The following is a 16,782-nucleotide window of genomic DNA, read 5'->3' on the forward strand; positions in this document are numbered from 1 at the left end:
TTGCACACCTGCAGCAATGCCCGTCTACACTCGACTGCAGACCACCTGAGTGCGAGGCTGCCATGTCCTTGAAGCCGGCCATTCTGTTGCTGATCCTGATTTTGTGGAACACAACGGCCGGCGCCCTGACCCTGACAGATGAGGAGAACGCCTGGCTGGCTGCCCACCCGCAGCTGAAACTGGGTGTAGACGCCTCTTGGCCACCGTTCGAGTTTCGCGACCAGGAGGGCCGGTACCAGGGATTGGCCGCCGACTACATCGCCATGATCCAGCAGCGCCTGGGCGTGACGTTCAAACCGGTCGAACCCAGCAGCTGGACCGAGGTGCTGGCGCAAGCGCGGGAAAGCCGTATCGACCTGCTGCCCGGCATCATGTCCACCCCCGAACGCCAGGGCTTCCTGGCTTTCACTCGCCCGTACCTCGACTTCCCCATTGTCATCCTCGCGCACAAAGGCGGCGCACAACCGCGCAAGCTGGCTGACCTGTACGGCCTGAAAATTGCCGTGGTCGAGAACTACGCCCCGCACGAGTTGCTGCGTACCCACCACCCGGACCTCAACCTGGTTGCCCTGCCAAACGTCAGCTCCACGCTGCAAGCCCTGGCCACCGACCAAGTGGATGCCGTGGTCGGCGACCTCGCTTCCAGTATCTGGAGCCTGCGCCAACTCAAGCTCGACGGCCTCTACGTCAGCGGCGAAACACCCTACCGCTACCAGTTGGCGATGGCCGTTCCCCGCGACAAGAGCGTGCTGGTCGGCATCCTCGACAAAGTGATGGCCGACATGAGCAGCAGCGAAATCAGCCAGATCCAGCAGCACTGGGTGGGTAATGTGGTCGACCAGCGGATGTTCTGGTCCGACCTGCTGGTGTATGGCCTGCCAACGGTGCTGTTGCTGATGGCTGTGCTGGCAGTGGTCATTCGCATCAACCGCCGGCTCAGCTCGGAAATTTCCCGGCGCATCGCCCTTGAGCAAGAACTGCGCAGCAGCGAGTACCACTACCGCGGCCTGGTCGAGAGCCTGTCAGCCATCGCCTGGGAAGCCGATGCCAACGACTTCACCTACAGCTACGTTTCACCCCATGCCGAAGATCTGCTCGGCTACCCATTGAGTGACTGGCTCAGGCCCGGTTTCTGGCGCAGTATCCTGCACCCGGAGGACGCGCTCTGGGCCCAGGCCTACTGCGACAGCGAGACCGCAGCGGGGCGCGACCACAGCCTGGACTACCGGGTGATCCGGGCTGACGGTCAGCCCCTCTGGATACGCAACATCGTCAGTATGATCGAGCACGGCCACCAGCCAGTGATGCGCGGGCTGATGATCGACATCAGCGAAACCAAGCGCACGGAGGATGCCCTGCGTCTGTCCGAACAGAAGTTCGCCTCGGTATTCCAGCAGTGCCCCGATATCTTGCTGATCGCTCGCCACAGCGATGGCTGCCTGCTGGAGGTGAACGAGGCTTTCGAAGAGCAGATCGGACTGCCCCCAGACCAGGTCATAGGCCGCACTGCCACCGACCTTGACCTGTGGGGCGTAGAGGGCAGTGGCCCGCTCCTGCTTCAAAGGTTGCACCAAGGGGGTATCCGTAACCTGGAAATGAGCTTCCGCCGCAGCAACGGCCAACTGTTCACCGGCCTGACTTCGGCTGAAACCTTCGAACTGGACGGCACACCCGCGCTGGTAGTGGCGGTACGCGACATCAGCCAGCTCAAGGAGACCCAGCAGCAGCTTCAAACTTCTGAAGAAAAGTTCGCAAAGGCCTTCCACGCTTCGCCCGACGGCCTGCTGCTGTCGCGCCAGAGCGACGGTTTGCTGCTGGAGGTGAACGAAGGCTTCTGCCGCCTCACCGGCTACGACCTCAACCCAACCATCGACCAGACCTCGCTGGACCTGGGTATCTGGGTCGACCTCAACGAGCGCAAACGCCTGGTCGACCAGCTCAACCGTGACGGCTTCGTGCGCGACTTCACCTGTCATATCCGCCGCAGCGACGGGCAGATCCGACTGTGCGAGCTGTCCGCCCGGCCCCTGCCGATTACCGGCGTCGACTGCATGCTGACCATCGCCCGCGACATCACCGAGCGTCACCTGATGCAAGAAAAACTGCAGCTGGCCGCCACTGTGTTCGAGAACACTGCCGAAGGGGTGCTGATTACCGACATTGACCAGCGCATCAGTGCCGTCAACCGCGCCTTCAGCGAGATCACCGGCTACAGCGAGATCGAGGCCCTCGGCCAGACCCCGCGCCTGCTCGCCTCTGGCCAGCACGACAGCGCTTTCTATCTGGCCATGTGGCACCAGCTTACCGCCGAGGGCCACTGGCAGGGCGAAATCTACAACAAGCGCAAGAACGGCGAACTTTACCCAAGCTGGCTGACCATCAGCGCCGTGCGCAACAGCGACCGCGAGATCACCCACTTCGTGGCGGTTTTTGCAGACATCTCCAGCATCAAGCACGCCCAGGCCAAACTCGACTATCAGGCCCACCACGACCCGCTGACCGGCCTGCCCAATCGCACCTTGTTCGAAAACCGGCTGCAGGGCGTACTTACCTGCGCGCAGGTGTCCAACCGCCAAGGCGCAGTGCTGTTCCTGGACCTCGACCGCTTCAAGCACATCAACGACAGCCTTGGCCACCCGGTCGGCGACCTGTTGCTCAAGGGCATCGCCCAGCGCCTGAAAGAGCAGGTACGCGATGTTGACACCGTAGCCCGCCTGGGTGGCGACGAATTCATCATTTTGCTGCCCGGCTTGCACAGGCCCAGTGACGCCAGCACTATCGCCAACAAACTACTGGCCTGCTTCAACGCCCCGTTCCAGGCCGGCGAGCATGAGTTTTTCACCAGCGCCAGCATCGGCATCAGTCTTTACCCACAGGATGGCACTGACGTCTCCACACTGATCCGCAACGCCGACGCCGCCATGTACCGCTCCAAGGCCAAAGGCCGCAACCGCGTCGAAGCCTACACCCGCGACCTCACCGCCCAGGCCAGCGAGCGCATCGCCCTGGAGCATGAGCTGCGCCGGGCCGTCGAACGCAACGAAATGAGCCTGTGCTTCCAGCCCAAGCTCAGCCTGAAGACCCAGAGCCTGGTGGGTGCCGAAGCGCTGATCCGCTGGAGCCACCCGACCTTTGGTGAGGTACCGCCGGAACACTTCATCCACTTGGCGGAAGAAAATGGCACCATCCTGCAGCTCGGCGACTGGGTACTGGAGCAAGCCTGCCGGCAGATGCAGGCCTGGAAGCAGCACTACGAACCCTTCGGCCCGCTGTCGATCAACCTTGCCGGCGCCCAGCTGCGCCACCCACACCTGGCACGGCGCATCGAACAACTGCTCAAGCACTACCAGCTGAGGGCCGGTGACCTGCAGCTGGAAATCACCGAGAACTTCATCATGAGCCAGGCAGAGGAGGCCTTGGCCGTGCTGTACCAACTGAAGAAACTGGGTGTGCAGCTAGCCATCGACGACTTTGGCACCGGCTATTCGTCGCTGAGCTACCTGAAGCGCCTGCCGCTGGACATCCTCAAGATCGACAAGTCGTTCATCCGCGGCCTGCCCGACGATCCACACGACGCCGCCATTGCCCGGGCGATCATTGCCCTGGGCCGCAGCATGCAGTTGACCATCATTGCCGAAGGCGTGGAGAACCAGGCCCAGCAACGTTTTCTGGCGGCCGAGGGCTGCGAGCAGATCCAGGGCTACATCGTCAGCCTCCCGCTACCGCCAGAGGAATTCGCGGCCGCGTTTCTTCGCATAGCACTATCGGATCTTTCAGATGGCACAGGTGCGAAACCCTCGTTATAATCCGCCCACTTACTGAGGGCCTATAGCTCAGTCGGTTAGAGCAGAGGACTCATAATCCTTTGGTCCACGGTTCGAGTCCGTGTGGGCCCACCACACTCAAAGCCGCGCACTGCGCGGCTTTCGTGTTTTTGGCGGAACCACCTCAGATACAGTCCTATGGTCTAAAGGTACAAATTAGGTACAGTGCGGCTTCGCTTGCACGCCTTTGGAGTCCTTCAGATGGCTACAATCGTCAAAACCCCTGCCGGCACCTGGAAGGCAGTTATCCGCAAGACCGGATGGCCGACCAACGCCAAAACCTTCCGCACCAAACGCGACGCTGAGGATTGGTCACGACGCACCGAAGACGAGATGGTGCGCGGTGTGTACATCCAGCGCAGCGGCTCTGAGCGCATGACGCTGGAAATAGCGCTCAAGCGCTACCTGACCGACATTACACCCACAAAGAAGCCTACGACTCAACGCGGTGAGATCTCCAAGGCTAAAAAGCTAACGGAGCATCTGGGCAAGTATTCTCTCGCAGCCCTTTCCGCTGAAACCATTGCCAACTATCGCGACAAGCGCCTTAACGAGCCAGGCCGCGCGGGCACGACCAGCAACAACACCGTTCGCCTGGAGCTGGCTCTACTGAGCCACGTTTTCACGGTCGCGATCCAGGAGTGGGGGCTGGGCCTGACGTTTAACCCCGTTTTGAATATACGCAAGCCAAGCCCCGGGGAGGGTCGCAATCGTAGGCTCTCGCCCGATGAGGAACGGCGGCTGTTCGCAGAGGTGAATCGGCATAGCAATCCAATGCTCGGGTGGATCGTCGGCATCGCTCTGGAAACTGGTATGCGCTCAGGTGAAATCGCGTCGCTACGCAGACCTCAGGTGGACACAGAGCGACGCATCGTAAGACTCGTTGACACGAAAAATGATGGTCAACGAACTGTGCCACTGAGCAAACGAGCGACTGCGCTTTTCAAAGCCGCGATGATAAATCCCGCTCGCCCTAGCGATTGCAACCTGGTGTTTTTTGGTGAACCTGGGAAGGACGGGAAACGTCGCCCCTACGCGTTCACAAAAATCTGGGGGCTACTGGTCAAGAAGCTACAGCTATCCGACTTCAGATTTCACGACTTGAGACATGAGGCGGTAAGCCGCCTTGTGGAGGGCGGTCTCTCCGACCAAGAGGTATCGAGCATCAGCGGCCACAAATCAATGCAAATGTTGAAGAGATATACACACTTACGCTCCGAGGATCTAGTTGCCCGACTAGATAGTATATCAAAAAGAAAGAAAAGTTTAGCTAAACCCCAAAAGCTAGTTTAGCTAAAATCCTTAGCTCTTATATCTCGATCCGCAAGCTGAAAATAAATTTTAGCCGCTAAAAAACCACAATTCTCGAAAAAGTTTAACTAAACAAATAAGAAGCACTATAGCTAAACTTTTTCACTGTCAAGCTGAGTTTGAAAAAATACTTTTAAAAATTGCGTTAGGTGTCATAGGATATCCGAAATTAAGCGGAGGACACCTAACATGACCACGGAAGAATACATACGCGACTTATTCTCTGGGGCTCCACTTTTGTCCCTTGAGCAGCTTGCAGAGGTATTACATAGAAGCAAGGACGGCCTGAGAATCAGCCTGAGTGGCGACAATGAGGTATCGAGAAAATTTCTTCCTTGCAAGGTCAGAATTGGGAGAAGGATTTACTTTAGAACCGCAGATGTAGCCAAGGTGCTCGAGCAGGGCTGACGAAGATGTCTATATCCCTAATTGTAAAAAGGAAGGTATCCAGTCATTTCACAATTATCCCTAACGATGTAATAAATGACAAAAACCTAAGCTGGAAATCGTTAGGACTATTGGTGAAATTGCTGTCCCTACCCCCAGGCTGTTCATACCTGACAATGGAATCGCTATCCAAGAAAAATGGCACTGGTGCAGCCGCAACCAGGAGCGGACTGCATGAGCTTGAGACCGCTGGCTATTTGAGCATCGAGCGTACCCATGACTCCCGAGGTCGATTCGCAAAAACGGTGTGGCATATCTCTGACGAACCGTCTGAGAGAGCCGATCCTGCACCATATTGCGAAAATCCAAAGATGGATAATCCGAAGACGGATCAGCCGCACCTGGAGAAACAAGCACATATAAATACTAAACAAACAATAAAACCAAAAAATAAAAAAACTACTACGTCACTCGACTCAGCCCTGGAGGCCGGGGATCCTCCGCTGCGGTTGGCGGCATTGGTCTCCGCGGAAACCAGGAGTCAGATTTTCAAGGCGCTGGAGCTGGTTGCACCCGTGGACCAGCAGCGGATGCTGAACGAGCTCTCAGCTGCCATCAAAGCAGGATCGATCAAAACCACAGCGATAAGGTGGTTCCACGGAGTGATCAAGCGATATCGAGATGGCAGTTACAACTTCAAGGATCAATCATCTGCATGGGAGCCAACGAGCGCCGATAACGCGCACCCAAGGACCCCGACAGCAACTCCGAAAGAAAGCCCTTCAACTGTCAAGAACGAGAGTCGGTCTACCGTAGGAAAGGAATATTTAAAGAAGTTAAAGATAAATAGGTCTAGCTCTGGCTTATCACCAGTTCGGATTTTGACAGTTGAGGGGCCAGAGCCTAGCTCTGAGACATAGTCGTCCGGGAGATTAAAATGAAGCCACTTACTGTACGGATCGCGGAACGAGTAGCCGCAACCTATCCGCCCTCAAGCCCTGCTACCAACTTGGCCCAGTTCATCTTGCTACGCGAGGATATTTTGCAAGCGATTGAAGGAGGTTGGTCTTTGTTAGGAATATGGACGACCTTGCATGATGAGGGATCTATCGACTTTGGCTATCAAGCATTTCGTCGCTACGCCAAGAGATTGCTACTCGTACCCTGCGGCGTTCAATAGCTATTGCACACCTTTGCTGAGCCGAACAATCGTTGCCCAGGCGTTCAATATTCGATCACTGCCGTTGTTTCAGCGATCACCCCATAGCTGAACGCTGTAGCAACCCTATTGTTTACCCGAGGTCGCTGATGACACTCCTGCCAGCCATACGAATATTCAGGGCAAGACAGGTGAAGTTAGCTAACCGACAAGTCGGCTATCTAATTTCACTCTCGCGTATTCGCGCCTTCGGCGCTCAATGCTGTCTTGCTCTGCGAGGCAGTCGCTGCCGCGACTCTGTGAACACCAAAGAGAGGTCAGACCATGAACCGCAATGAAGCTGAGAGAGATACACGTAAACACGGAAAGCATTTACGTGTGCCGGTATTACCGAGTGAGGAGCTAACCATTAAAGAAAACGCATCCAAGGCGAGCCTGACGGTCGCTGAGTACCTGCGGCGGCTGAGCCTTGGCTATGAGATTACAAGCACGCTCGACTCCCAGTACGTAGCGCAGATCGTAAAAATCAACGCTGACCAAGGCCGTCTTGGTGGGCTTCTGAAGCTATGGCTAACCGATGACGCCAAATTGACGGCCTGCGGTACTCCGCTAACACCAGGCATGGTACGAGCGTTGTTGAAACGCATTGAAGCCAATCAAGACGAAATGCTTCGGCTGGTCCAGGCACTGAAATTTTAGCGGCTAAAAAAAATCGAGCCTTCACCTCTGGAGTCCCTATGAAAAGATCGAATAAACAGCAGTGGATTTTCGCGGTAGCCAGCGCCCTGCCCTTTCACCTTGCATTCGCCGGAATCCCTGTTGTGGATGGGGTAAATCTGAGCCAGACAACCGTCAGCGCGATTCAAAATGTCGCTGCGGTGACGAAGCAGATTGAGCAGTACAAAACTCAATTGCAGCAGTACCAGATCATGCTCAGAAACTCAGCGGCTCCAGCAGACTACATTTGGAGTCAGGCCGATCAGACGATTTCTATGCTCCTCGCTGCTCAGGACACGCTCAGCTACTACAAGACCCAAGCTGGCAGCCTGGAGAAATATCTTGAGCGTTACCAGGACACGGCCCACTACGAAAGCGCACCTTGCATAGGCTCGGACGCGTGCGGTGTATCGGATCAACAAGCCATTGCACAGGCACAGAAAGAGGCCAGCTCCACAAAGAAGCGCGCGAATGATGCCCTGCTGACCAGTGTCTCAAAGCAACAGGAAACATTGCGCAAAGACGCTGGTGAGCTCGCAGGCCTACAGCGACAGGCAACCAGCGCGGAAGGTCAGATGCAAGCCATCCAGGCAGCCAATCAGCTTGCTAGCGCACAGGCCAATCAGCTTCTGCAAATTCGCAGCTTGCTGATTGCTCAGCAAAACGCCCAGGCCACCAGCGCTCAAGTCCGTGTTGATCGCGACGCTCAACACACCGCCGCTGACAAACGAGCACTGAGTAGTCGAAACAGCCCAAGCGCGGATAAAGGCTGGTGAGGGAAAGCGCATGCACGCACAACTTAAACGGATCCTCATTCTGAGCGCACTGCTACTCAACGGCTGTGACGCTCCAGAAACCCCTACATCTATTGAGTGCGATACATCGACGGCAGGACGAGCTACATCTCAAGAAAATAGCTACGACGCTTGCGCCCTTGGGCATAAAAACACCCAAAGCGATGATAGGAAATGGTGACGCATGAAAAGATCATTGACCATCTACCTAGCCATGACAGCACTTTCGTTTAGCAAGGCCGCCCTCGCTGGTGGGCTCGATAGCGGAAACATGCTCAATAAAATCCTCGACAGCTTCTCGACCGTTGCCACCACCTGGCAATCCGAGATCACCTCCAGCGCGTCATGGCTGTTCTGGAGCCTCGCGCTGATCAGTATGGTTTGGACTTACGGCCTCATGGCATTACGAAATGCTGATCTACAGTCATTTTTTGCCGAAACCATCCGCTTCTTCGGCACCATGGGCTTTTTCTGGTGGCTGCTCCAAAATGGCCCAGCGATCTCAATGTCCATCATCAACACGATGCGTGCGATAAGCGCCAAGGCGGTAGGGCTAGGTACCGGATTGTCTCCGTCAAGCATTGTGGATATCGGATTCGGCATCCTGACCAAGGTCAGCGCTTCTGCCTCGGTGTTGTCCCCAGTGGTATCCGCATTGATGCTCGCAGCCGCAATAGTGGTTCTGGTGATTTTGGCACTCATCGCCGTGAACATGCTGCTATTGCTCGTATCGGCTTGGCTGCTTGCTTACGCGGGGATCTTCCTCCTGGGCTTTGGCGGTAGCCGGTGGACGTCAGATATCGCCATTAGCTTCTACAAAACCGTACTCGGGATTGGTGTCCAGCTTTTCACCATGACATTTTTAATTGGAGTGGGTAAGTCATTCTTGGATCAGTATTACAGGGCCTTTGCGACCGGAACTCCGGACTTGAACAGTCTCTGCGTGTTGCTGGTTGCATCAGTGATCTTGCTTTCCTTGGTCAACAAACTCCCTCTTATGCTGGCAGGAATAGTAGGCTCTACAGGTCAAGGCTCTGGGATCGGTAGCTTTGGAGTCGGGGCTGCGCTCGGTGCGGCTGCTATGGCGGCCTCTGCAGTAACTTCTGCAGGCACAACCGCGTTAGCAGGAACAAAAGAGATTGCCGGAGGTGCCACAGCCCTTGCTGCTGCTTTCAAGGCTGCTCAAGCCAACATCGAAGATACTCCGAGCGATAGCGGGATCATCAGCAATGATCTGGTGAACGAGCAGAACGCATCGACTGATTCAACGCATTCAGCTTTAGGGCATGCAATGGGGACGCCCAAAAAGAGCCAGGATTCGGACTACGCTTCCCAGCTTTCGACTGCTCTCAGAGTAGCATCGAAAGCAGGTTCACTCCTCACGGAACATATAGGCCAAAGCATCAGCGACAGGGCCAATGCCGCATTGGCAAGCTCTGCAGGAGGACGACTAGCATCCAAAATCAACGAAGGCGTAGAGACGACGGATGAAAATAACCATATGCCCGAAGTCGATAATGTTGGTGACGGAGCGGATGAAATATCAGATTTCGTTAATAAATGTCCACCTAATGACTAGATATTACTGCACCAACGACAGCCACACCTCTAACATTCTGAACTTAGCCATGCGAGTAGAGAAATGAGAAAAAACCAATCTGCAGAGGTCCCAGATTTTTCCGATGAGGATAAAGGCTTTACTTATCCGATGCCGATCTATGTAACAAAGACTAACCTTCGGTCAATTCTTCGAGAAAACAACGTAGAAAAATTATCGGACCTTGACGTAAATACCACCAAGTCAGAACGTTACGAGTCTCTACCCCCAAAGTAAGTATGCAGATTGCTAGTTCATAAGCTAGCGGTGGCCAGGATGACTAGAGACGAAATTTTCGTACCAACCTTAATGGTCATTTTCCAACCTTATGAACTAGAAGTTACTGGGCCACTTAATACGCCGAGACCCGCCATGACCTGAATGAATGCGCCGCCTTGTAGACGTGCTCGCGCACCCAAGCGACGAGCTCTTGGCTGGAGCGGGGCTCACGATAGCTACCCCGGCAGGATGCACATAAAATCTGGGACAGACTGTATCGACCTCAGTCAGAAAAATCGGGCTCTACATTCATCGGGGCACATTCATATTCACCACTTGCGATCTCAATTTCGATATCCCAGTCGTCGGGCTGAGTATCTTCTTCGACTCCACCGCACGTAAAGTAAACTTGAGCCTCAATTGAACTTACAGCTGGGTACACATCCCAACCTATGGAAACCTCGTCTCGGTCAATGTAGTCCCAAGCAAAAAACTCCGCACTAATCGAGAGCTCGACACTTGCCTTCACAACCAGTTCAATCACCCAAGTTTTCTTATCTGGGCTGATAGACCACACTTCAGCCGATTCAATTTCATAGTCTTTAAGTTTTGTTTCGCAGACCTCTGCCTCCACCCTAGAAACCGTATGAGTTTCTACATGTGTAGCATGCCATGATGAATCACTCACATGATCGTACAACGCATCATTCAGGCTATCCCTAAGACTTGAGTGATCATCCTGAACTGACTCTATTACCTTCGCTTCGATGGCTTTAGCGTGTGCATCTGTGGCTGCAAAAAGCGCAGCTAAATCTTCGATTGATCGCACGCAATACAGATATTCAGAGGTCTCAGCGAATTTGCTCCATCCCCCGTCACGAGAAGCAATTAAGCCAATCGTGTGGTGACTCCTAGCAAAGTCTTCCAGTAGGAGTACGGAGGCAGCATCCGGGAATTCGGCCTTCTTTTCCTTTCGTGTATCGAATGGAGGCTCACCATCGAAGTAAAGGTTAAACATACGCTGCGCTAGCAAATGACCGTCAATTGGCAGAATAGTACCCTGACAGATCGATACGTAATCCTCAATCTGCTTATAGTAGTAACTCCTTGCATTGGATTTGACATCCAGCTTAGTGAAGGCTTGGTCAATATCCCCCATCGCGACGGAAGCGAGTCTCTTCAATTCATTTGAGGAGGTTTGGAATTGCTGAATTGCTTTACTGACCTTTTCCATGCGATGAGAGACGATTTCTTGTGCAACGATTTCCGGCAGGCGGAGGCTCATCGTATCTGGAAGTTGTTTGGGCAATTGCTTAAGTTGACCACCATCGAAGTTGAAACCGGCTGACTGTATGAGGTCCGTATCAAGGGAAAAGAATGATATGTCACCATGCCAAAGCTGTGCAGCTGTAGGAATCCCTTCTGGCATACAAGCGTCCTTATCAAGTTATCACGAGAGCATATGCTCATTATTAGTTTACAGCATGGCTAACTTCATGGTCCGACGTCAAGTATCGGACCAAACTATCCTAAACACCAACAGCTGAAATTCACCGTGCTGATTCTGTCGAGGGTGTTGATCGCTGAGTGTTCCCGGGTATTACCAGTAAAGTCAATCTACTAGTCCTACAGCTTGAAGGAGTCTAGCGGCTCACAGCTCGATGCGTAAACAACCAGTCCATACTGCTCGGCGAGCTTCACCAGAGTTCCTAGGATGGTCCAGGTCTTCACGAACACGCGCTAGGGGTGTACCAGGATGAGCCCCACCACGGGTCGTCGACGCGCTCAAATCCCTACGACTGCGGTCGTCACGATAGGTCGGCTAAAACATCGCGCGCCTGTCGGTGCCGATCACCATACTGAGGATCGAGGCGCTTATCTCTCTGATCGACAGGCATACTGCTGTCGCGAGCAATGCGGTGCGAGCCTGCCTACAGCACTCAGCATCAATAGAGGTTTTGCTTGGCTGGAGTGAGAGTAGAAGGGTAGCAGTGGGTCTCTTTTTGACCCATTTCCTCAGTAGTGAGCAGCCAAGGAACGGATTTGCCTGCATCGGTGCGCAAAAAATTCTTCGTCGATTGCAGTATTATCGTGCCATTACGGTAGGTTTCGGTCATATTCAGCTAACTCAGGAACGCTGAAGGTCAGAGAATGGATTCTACTCCCGCCCTCAAAGCTTGGCGCATGTCCAACAGGTTCATTTCATCCGACCTGCCGGCCAACCCTGCACCTGCCGTCGCAGCACGAAGGTGTCCCTGGCAATGCCCTCATGCATCTGCTTATGCATCGCCGTCCCAGTTACTGTCGGTGTTCCATCCCAATCTACATGACTTGCCACCCCGTATGTCTCGGGGTGCTGCTTCGTAACAATGAAGATGCAAACGTTAAGTGATTGGATCTTCAATGATCCAGGGGCAATTCAGTGCAGAGAAAGTTCGCAGTCTCCGATTGATCGTGTCTCCCCGACCGAGTCACAAAGCTTAGCAAGCTCAATGAGCTGTTCCAAAGCGTCTAAATCTAAAGTTCCAAGCTGCTCACCATAGACTTCCAAGCATAAAACTAAAACGTTAGAGGAAACCATGCCTGAAGAAATCCTAGCTGATACTGAATATCATATTGAAGATGATGCGGAACTAGACCGCATCATATTCCATATAGTCAGCCCCGACTTAAGCACACCGAAGATATTAATGGAGGTAGAAACGCCTGAAGACTACTCAACGTTTTTCATCGACCGATTGAGAGAAACGACAAAGGGAACCAAATATCGATTCCAAGATAACTCTTGGATAAAAGATCAAGTAAGGACTGCACTGACAAGTCAACACGCGTTTGTTGACACTTCAGAACGCCTCGCCGAAAAATTCCAGGAACTTTTTCAGTCAGACAAACGACTGATACCTGGCGCACTTATGCTCCTTAAAATAAAGAACAAGGACAAAACCTATGGGGCAATAATAAAATATGACGACATGACAGTAATATCGTATACCACCGAAGTGCTAAACGACGGAAAAGCGAAGCCTATTCTCAATCAGTTCTTAAACAACTTTGTTCAAGACAAGAAAGCCATTCAAAAGTCGGTGCTCTTTGATATTTCATGCCCTAACTCCAGCATAATATGTACAGACAGAAGTGGTAGCAAAGGTGATATAACAGAAAAGCTAAAAGACTTTTTGCAAGCTGATCGCCTTTTCTCCAGTACTCTATTAACAGAAAGGCTTATTACAGCACTAGAAGAAACAGCAAAAAGTCAACCAACTTTAATCCCTCCTGAAATTAGAAAAAGGCTTAAAAGCAAGATACGACAGGCTGTAAAAGACACCGTAGAGTTCGACCCTGAAAATCACGAGCAAATTCTCACAGCTGCATTTGGTGAGGCCCACAAAGAAGACAAGATAAAAAAGGCCTTTGCAGCATCTTTAAAAAAGCAAAAAATATCAAGCGAAAAGTTTGAAATCTCTCCTGAAGCGATCAAGCAAGGCTCCAAGAGAATAAAGCAAACTTATGAAGGAGTTCGAGTGACCTATACAAGCGACGACGTAAATAAGAATATTTTTTTTGAAGAAGACGGTGCAAAAAAAATCATTCGGATTGTCACAGACCAATACGTCCTGGAAGACGAGTCAGATGATTGAAATTCTATCTAGACTTTGTTTCGTAAGTGAGTCTTTGGATACGGCGTTCTACCGCCCGAAGGATCGTACAGATGAGTCATTATTTAGCGACTTGAACACACTCGCGAATAATGGCATTGACTTCTCAATTCAAATTAGCGATGCATTTGACGAAAAAATAAGTCTGCCGACACCTGATAGCCACTTAAATTTCGAGATCGAACTAATAGCATTCAATAAATCAAGAAACCTTGAGAATAGATATTTTTTTACGAAACAAGGTTTCTTAAAAAATCTTGAATCAAGCGAAATTAGTAAATCTCAGAACATTTTCATTCATGAGGATTTCAGCGAGTTCTCGACTTTAACTTGCCGCTTCAGGAAATGGGCTTTTGATGGTGACAAAGAACAGGAACATGAAAAAAATATAGAGACTGCAGACCCTCGGAAGATCCTAAAGGATTACACCGGTGCTCAAGTGACTTCAAACCAACTGTTCTGGGTAACGCCTACCGAACCTGACACTCCTGATGACTTATTCTCAAAGTGGTTAGATATCGCCACCCCTAGAGCAGCCCTACTTTTGGCCTCAGAAATCTCCTCTACAGACGGCGTCCAATACCATACTATAAAGGGGAGCAAAACACTAAATATTCCTAATGAGGTGGCATTCACCTCGATTACTAGAGATACACACTCCAGTATTCACGAAGCTGTGTACTGGGTTTTTGAGACATCAAGAGAAACCGAGGTGCGACATACCCTACTGTCCCAGCGGCTTTCAAACAATGATCTAAAGCAATCGGAAAGCTGGACCAAATATATATCTAGAGTGCTCAGACCTTCCCTATCCAGTGCCCGTGAAGACTACAGAAGTCATTTACTAGTCAAGACTGGAGAATTATTAAAAGCCATTACTGATATTCGAAAAACAGTATCAGACGAGACAAGCAAAATTATTGACAAAACGAGCGCACTTACGACCAGCCTTCTTCGCGATGCAAGTATAACTTTCATAATTGCCGCATTAAGGCAGACATTGGTTGCAAAAAACATAATTACCAGGGAGGGCGCACATTCCCTGCTAATAGCAACGGCAGCCTGGCTTGCGACTAGCATTTTACTAACAGGCTATCAAAATAAAATGTTCATCCGCTCACAAATAAGATTCCGTCGAAATTGGAGTAAGGGCCTGAGCTCATTGATTTCAGAGAGCGAGTTAAAGAAGATATCAAGGCGTCCTATCAGGGAAGCCATTGAAAACTATGGGAGAATAAAGAAAGTCATAGATTTCATCTATGCATCACTCATATTTATAATTCTATGCCTCCTAGTGCTTGGGTAGAAGTACTGCAGCTAACACTGAGCAAAAAAATCAAAGCAGACTTCAATGTGCCTTATATGGGAGACACACCAGATGTTTATATTTGAAGACTTGACTCCAAGCCTAACAGCTAATTTCGCATCGCCTGCGCGAGCCTGATAGCCGTATGTTGTCTGCGGGGGATAGGCAGATCAAACTTCTCTATTCGGTTTAGCTTGAGACATGGAAGGGTAATCTACTGAGCATTTATGACCAAGTACAAGCTCAAGACTCTAAGCCTGACAACTAACAAGGAAATATTCTTACGATCCCTTCAACCCATAGAGGGTGAGACTATACAATTCAAATCGAATCATTCGATTGCACATTATTGATTCTTCTTAAAAGCCTTGTTTCATTTCGTCCGCCTTGAAACGAATATCTCGCATATTTTCCGTTGATCACAGCGTGCCTTCCTTGCTGACTAAGAACAGTGGAGAGCTTTCTAAGATTTTGATAGCGGGAATGCGGAGGTTTTATGGAACCATTATGAATTATCACACCTGTTACTGATGCGGCCATCCCGTTTTTGTACAGAAACGTCTTATCTTCACGGATTGACAAGCCAGACTGCTGACAAATTCGTTCAACCAATAGCTGAAATTTACTCGGAACCACATCACCAGAGAATGTCAGGTCATCTACGAAAGTAGAAAATTTAAGTGCATAACTTGATGCGAGCTTGTTAAGCTGCTCAAACATAGCATGGCAAACCCACATCGCAAGTGTCGCACTAACAGGGCTACCAACTGGCAACGCGCCCTGGTACGTTAATAGATAACTCAAAACACCAGCAACATCGCTGGAGCAAGCCATTTTATCTTTAAAGAAAAAATAGACGTGGTGCCTTTTTACTGACCGAAAAAAATCTCTTAGGTCCATCGTCAGAAACTCTTTAGCTTCAACGTGAACCAAAGCATTTGTAATATAAGAGCGTTTTTTTATTGATCCGTGCGCATAGATGGGCGTAGTAATCGCCGACAATAAATCATGTACTCTTAAGTGAAGCTTTTTTAGCCAAAAATTAGGCACACTAGCAATTCTAGCTTTTTTTCTTTTCCCAGTCAGTTCGTTAACAAACTCTTCGATTTCAACAGCATGATAGTTTTGATCATCATCCATCAGCCCTTTCAGAGAAGATAGTGGGACTCTCAAAATCTCGCACAAGCGCCGTTTAGATCTAACTTTAAATAAGGCGCATTGATCTAAAGGAATGCTTTTGTCAGGCGGTGAGCTTTTTCTTTTTTTCATGTCGTTTGAGATTCCATTCCAACATAGTCAATATTGACCCAGCGAAACCTAGCCTTGCCTTTTCCGTAATTTTCTTATCATCGACATGCTCCGAAAAGAAAATGATGGACGACAGTGGAATCTCAAAAAAATTACTATATTTGCCTAGAATATCTAGCGAAGGCTGCTTTTTACCGCATTCAATTTCTGATAAATACGAGTTAGAAACGCCTAGCTCGGATGCGAGCTGAGATTGGGTAAGATCGTGATATTTTCTGAGCAATAGAAGCGCTTTCGAAAGCATGATAGCCACCTACAATGAGTGGATTAAAAGGGGGGTATGCTAAATCATCCTCCGTTGCCGTCACCGAAATACTTCTCTACCAGCCTCAGACCAATATCAAACAGTCTGACGAGAAGCATTGCGAGGTCAAGGCCTTTGAGAGGCTTCTTACGTTTAGCCAAGCGCTGTTCAGCGGTTTCTTTTTCACTTTGCATACAAACTCCTTACTTACGGTTGTCAGATCTGGAACCACTCCAAATCCGTCTCGATACAACCTAAGG

Annotated in this window: 14 protein-coding genes and 1 tRNA gene; 11 read left to right on the top strand and 4 right to left on the bottom strand. The window is 50.9% G+C overall.

Annotated elements, in window-relative coordinates:
- Window positions 1–62 precede the first annotated feature (62 nt).
- The 9 genes from BJQ17_RS20480 (at window position 63) to trbL (ending at window position 9,771) form a co-directional block, all read left to right on the top strand.
- Entirely contained in the window at window positions 63–3,806 is a 3,744-nt protein-coding gene (locus tag BJQ17_RS20480; RefSeq protein ID WP_054888487.1) for a bifunctional diguanylate cyclase/phosphodiesterase, read from the top strand.
- Between the two features lie 16 nt (window positions 3,807–3,822).
- Window positions 3,823–3,899, top strand: a tRNA-Ile gene (locus tag BJQ17_RS20485).
- A 126-nt stretch (window positions 3,900–4,025) separates the two neighbouring features.
- Window positions 4,026–5,117 (top strand): site-specific integrase, encoded by a 1,092-nt coding sequence (locus BJQ17_RS20490; RefSeq protein ID WP_070096564.1) that lies wholly within the window; start codon window positions 4,026–4,028, stop codon window positions 5,115–5,117.
- Between the two features lie 207 nt (window positions 5,118–5,324).
- Window positions 5,325–5,543, top strand: a complete 219-nt coding sequence (locus BJQ17_RS20495; protein WP_028633554.1) for a hypothetical protein — start codon at window positions 5,325–5,327, stop codon at window positions 5,541–5,543.
- 5 nt (window positions 5,544–5,548) lie between these two features.
- Window positions 5,549–6,442: a helix-turn-helix domain-containing protein gene (locus BJQ17_RS31280; RefSeq protein WP_139139799.1), complete on the top strand. Its 894-nt coding sequence runs from the start codon at window positions 5,549–5,551 to the stop codon at window positions 6,440–6,442.
- Window positions 6,443–6,459: 17 nt separating this feature from the next.
- Entirely contained in the window at window positions 6,460–6,702 is a 243-nt protein-coding gene (locus BJQ17_RS32615; protein ID WP_175442747.1) for a TraK family protein, read from the top strand.
- A 303-nt stretch (window positions 6,703–7,005) separates the two neighbouring features.
- Window positions 7,006–7,380 (top strand): conjugal transfer transcriptional regulator TraJ, encoded by a 375-nt coding sequence (gene traJ, locus BJQ17_RS20500; protein ID WP_070096565.1) that lies wholly within the window; start codon window positions 7,006–7,008, stop codon window positions 7,378–7,380.
- 38 nt (window positions 7,381–7,418) lie between these two features.
- Window positions 7,419–8,174 carry a P-type conjugative transfer protein TrbJ gene (gene trbJ / locus BJQ17_RS20505; protein ID WP_070096566.1) on the top strand — a complete coding sequence of 252 codons (756 nt, stop codon included), beginning with the start codon at window positions 7,419–7,421 and terminating at the stop codon, window positions 8,172–8,174.
- A gap of 202 nt (window positions 8,175–8,376) precedes the next feature.
- Complete coding sequence (trbL, locus tag BJQ17_RS20510; RefSeq protein ID WP_070096567.1) at window positions 8,377–9,771, top strand: P-type conjugative transfer protein TrbL; 1,395 nt, start codon at window positions 8,377–8,379, stop codon at window positions 9,769–9,771.
- A gap of 520 nt (window positions 9,772–10,291) precedes the next feature.
- On the opposite strand, the gene BJQ17_RS20515 is transcribed toward trbL, so the two are convergent.
- The gene (locus BJQ17_RS20515; RefSeq protein WP_070096568.1) at window positions 10,292–11,437 is read right to left on the bottom strand and encodes a PIN domain-containing protein; all 1,146 of its coding nucleotides are present in this window, start codon (window positions 11,435–11,437) and stop codon (window positions 10,292–10,294) included.
- A gap of 1,150 nt (window positions 11,438–12,587) precedes the next feature.
- Here BJQ17_RS20515 and BJQ17_RS20520 point away from each other — a divergent pair.
- Window positions 12,588–13,646 carry a nucleoid-associated protein gene (locus BJQ17_RS20520; protein ID WP_070096569.1) on the top strand — a complete coding sequence of 353 codons (1,059 nt, stop codon included), beginning with the start codon at window positions 12,588–12,590 and terminating at the stop codon, window positions 13,644–13,646.
- The gene (locus BJQ17_RS20525; protein WP_070096570.1) at window positions 13,639–14,970 is read left to right on the top strand and encodes a hypothetical protein; all 1,332 of its coding nucleotides are present in this window, start codon (window positions 13,639–13,641) and stop codon (window positions 14,968–14,970) included. The genes BJQ17_RS20520 and BJQ17_RS20525 overlap by 8 nt, the downstream gene beginning before the upstream one ends.
- Before the next feature lie 321 nt (window positions 14,971–15,291).
- On the opposite strand, the gene BJQ17_RS30315 is transcribed toward BJQ17_RS20525, so the two are convergent.
- The 3 genes from BJQ17_RS30315 to BJQ17_RS31765 are packed head-to-tail and all read right to left on the bottom strand — an operon-like array spanning window position 15,292 to window position 16,716.
- The gene (locus BJQ17_RS30315; RefSeq protein WP_083285087.1) at window positions 15,292–16,239 is read right to left on the bottom strand and encodes a reverse transcriptase family protein; all 948 of its coding nucleotides are present in this window, start codon (window positions 16,237–16,239) and stop codon (window positions 15,292–15,294) included.
- Window positions 16,211–16,522, bottom strand: coding sequence for a helix-turn-helix transcriptional regulator (locus BJQ17_RS20530; protein WP_070096571.1), 312 nt, complete (start codon window positions 16,520–16,522; stop codon window positions 16,211–16,213). The genes BJQ17_RS30315 and BJQ17_RS20530 overlap by 29 nt, the downstream gene beginning before the upstream one ends.
- A 44-nt stretch (window positions 16,523–16,566) precedes the next feature.
- Window positions 16,567–16,716, bottom strand: a complete 150-nt coding sequence (locus tag BJQ17_RS31765) for a hypothetical protein (RefSeq protein ID WP_175442748.1) — start codon at window positions 16,714–16,716, stop codon at window positions 16,567–16,569.
- Window positions 16,717–16,782: the final 66 nt, after the last annotated feature.

Origin of the sequence: Pseudomonas sp. NBRC 111139 (genome assembly GCF_001753955.1) — a bacterium.
Lineage (GTDB): Bacteria > Pseudomonadota > Gammaproteobacteria > Pseudomonadales > Pseudomonadaceae > Aquipseudomonas > Aquipseudomonas alloputida.

Bases quoted from the DNA above. Each gene is read 5' to 3' on its own strand.
- BJQ17_RS20480 (WP_054888487.1), top strand. From the start codon at position 63: ATGTCCTTGAAGCCGGCCATTCTGTTGCTGATCCTGATTTTGTGGAAC.
- BJQ17_RS20490 (WP_070096564.1), top strand. From the start codon at position 4,026: ATGGCTACAATCGTCAAAACCCCTGCCGGCACCTGGAAGGCAGTTATC.
- BJQ17_RS20495 (WP_028633554.1), top strand. From the start codon at position 5,325: ATGACCACGGAAGAATACATACGCGACTTATTCTCTGGGGCTCCACTT.
- BJQ17_RS31280 (WP_139139799.1), top strand. From the start codon at position 5,549: ATGTCTATATCCCTAATTGTAAAAAGGAAGGTATCCAGTCATTTCACA.
- BJQ17_RS32615 (WP_175442747.1), top strand. From the start codon at position 6,460: ATGAAGCCACTTACTGTACGGATCGCGGAACGAGTAGCCGCAACCTAT.
- traJ (WP_070096565.1), top strand. From the start codon at position 7,006: ATGAACCGCAATGAAGCTGAGAGAGATACACGTAAACACGGAAAGCAT.
- trbJ (WP_070096566.1), top strand. From the start codon at position 7,419: ATGAAAAGATCGAATAAACAGCAGTGGATTTTCGCGGTAGCCAGCGCC.
- trbL (WP_070096567.1), top strand. From the start codon at position 8,377: ATGAAAAGATCATTGACCATCTACCTAGCCATGACAGCACTTTCGTTT.
- BJQ17_RS20515 (WP_070096568.1), bottom strand. From the start codon at position 11,437: ATGCCAGAAGGGATTCCTACAGCTGCACAGCTTTGGCATGGTGACATA.
- BJQ17_RS20520 (WP_070096569.1), top strand. From the start codon at position 12,588: ATGCCTGAAGAAATCCTAGCTGATACTGAATATCATATTGAAGATGAT.
- BJQ17_RS20525 (WP_070096570.1), top strand. From the start codon at position 13,639: ATGATTGAAATTCTATCTAGACTTTGTTTCGTAAGTGAGTCTTTGGAT.
- BJQ17_RS30315 (WP_083285087.1), bottom strand. From the start codon at position 16,239: ATGAAAAAAAGAAAAAGCTCACCGCCTGACAAAAGCATTCCTTTAGAT.
- BJQ17_RS20530 (WP_070096571.1), bottom strand. From the start codon at position 16,522: ATGCTTTCGAAAGCGCTTCTATTGCTCAGAAAATATCACGATCTTACC.
- BJQ17_RS31765 (WP_175442748.1), bottom strand. From the start codon at position 16,716: ATGCAAAGTGAAAAAGAAACCGCTGAACAGCGCTTGGCTAAACGTAAG.